This window comes from Nostocoides australiense Ben110, from assembly GCF_001050535.1.
Lineage (GTDB): Bacteria > Actinomycetota > Actinomycetes > Actinomycetales > Dermatophilaceae > Nostocoides_A > Nostocoides_A australiense.
The window spans coordinates 3,567,165-3,568,966 of record NZ_HG764815.1 but is presented as its reverse complement, the minus strand read 5'-3'; the positions used below and the strand labels follow the sequence as shown (position 1 = coordinate 3,568,966).

At 67.3% G+C, this 1,802-nt stretch carries 1 protein-coding gene and 1 pseudogene; both read right to left on the bottom strand.

Annotated features, from left to right (window positions below; all coding sequences use genetic code 11):
• Positions 1 to 31: 31 nt before the first annotated feature.
• On the bottom strand, positions 32 to 1,309 hold the full coding sequence (locus BN11_RS17435) for an IS256 family transposase (RefSeq protein WP_048699586.1): 1,278 nt from the start codon (positions 1,307 to 1,309) through the stop codon (positions 32 to 34).
• 285 nt (positions 1,310 to 1,594) lie between these two features.
• Positions 1,595 to 1,802 (bottom strand): annotated as a pseudogene (locus tag BN11_RS24225) (hypothetical protein); the annotation flags it as partial.

Sequence of the window (1,802 nt, the reverse complement as noted above, 5' to 3'; positions counted from 1 at the left end):
GAGGAATAGTCAAGACCTGTGGATCGGCGTGTCATGCGACTTGCTGATCGCCTCCTGATTCGTCGGGTCGTTCGACGAGGACGCCGTTCTCGAACGTGGCGCCGGCTCGGACTAGCGCGACGAGGTGGGGTGCGTTGACGGCACGCCATCTGGCTTGTGCGGACTCGATGAGCTTGAACGCCATCGCGACGCCGGCCGCTCTCGAGCCGGGGCCCTTGGTGACTCGCTGCCGCAGTCGGACGGTGGCGAAGGTCGACTCGATCGGGTTGGTGGTCCGCAGGTGGATCCGGTGTTCGGCGGGGTAGTCGTAGAACTCCAACAGGACGTCGAGGTCGTCGGTGATCTTCGCCGCGGCCTTGGGCCACTTGGGGCCGTAGTCGGCGGCGAACGCCTTCGCCGCAGCGTGCGCGTGCTCCTTGTCTTCGGCGTTCCAGATCTCAGCCAGCGCGGCCTTCGCACCCAGCTGGGCGGACTTCGGGAGCGCGTTGAGGACGTTGGCGATCTTGTGGAACCAGCAGCGCTGCTCGCGGGTCTCGGGGAACACCTCACGCACCGCAGCCCAGAACCCCAACGCCCCGTCACCGATGGCGAGCACCGGTGCTCGCATCCCGCGGCGCTTGCACGAACGGAGCAGGTCAGCCCACGACTCGGTTGATTCGCGGTGTCCGTCGTCGAGGGCGACCAGCTCCTTGGTGCCGTCGGCACGCACCCCGATGATCACCAGCAGGCACACCTTGTCCTGCTCGAGTCGGACCTTGAGGTGGATCCCGTCGACCCAGCAGTAGACGTAGTCGGTGCCCTTCAACGGCCGCTTGTTGAACGCAACCGCCTCCTCTTGCCACTGCGTGGTGAGCCGGGTGATCGTCGAGGCTGACAGGCCGGCGCCGGAGCCCAGGAACTGCTCCAGCGCCGGACCGAAGTCGCCGCTGGACAGCCCGTGCAGATACAGCAGCGGCAACACCTCCGCGACCTTCGGCGACTTCCTCGCCCAGGCCGGCAGAATCGCCGAAGAGAACCGCTGCCGCTTGCCGGTCACCTCATCGGTGCGCTTGTCGTTGACCCGCGGAGCCCGCACCGGGATCGCGCCCGCAGCCGTCATCACCTCCCGCGGTTCGTGATGGCCATTGCGGACCACCAGCCGACGACCGCGCTCGTCGAGCTGGTCGGCGAACGCCTCGATGTACGCGGCGACCTCGGCCTGTAACGCCGCCGCCAACATCTGCCGGGCACCATCGCGGACGATCTCATCCAGCACCGACCCACCGGCCGGCTCGCCTGCCTCTTCGGCATCGTGGACTACCTTGAGCATGGGCGTACCTTCCCGAGCCGGCGCGCCAACGCCGACCCTGATCAGAACCTTGTGATTGCTTCGATCCTGCTCGGGAGGTGCACCTACTTCACGTCACCTCGCCGAGCGCCATCCACAGGTTCTGATCATTGCTCCGGGCGAGCGAGACGCCATCATCTCCCTCCTGGTGCTTGATGGCGACTGCTTGCTGGTCCTCCTGCCCGCGATCACAGCAGCACAGGCGGGCAGTGTCATAGCGTCCAAGCAACGCCCCGGAAGGTGTCAAGCCGTTTGAGACATCTGCGGTCAGGCGCTTTGTATGAGGGCCTCCCGTGAGGGTTGGTTGATCCACGCGGCGGTGGGCAGTTTCGGCGGTGCCGGCCGGCGGTGGCCGAAGCGGTCGGGGTGCGCGGCGTAGGCAGCGTCGAGGGTGGCCTGCCGCTGAGCGCGGACCTCGGTCGCGGTGCCGTAGTGGACCGAGGCGGGGGTGTGCAGCCCGATCCCGCAGTGGCGG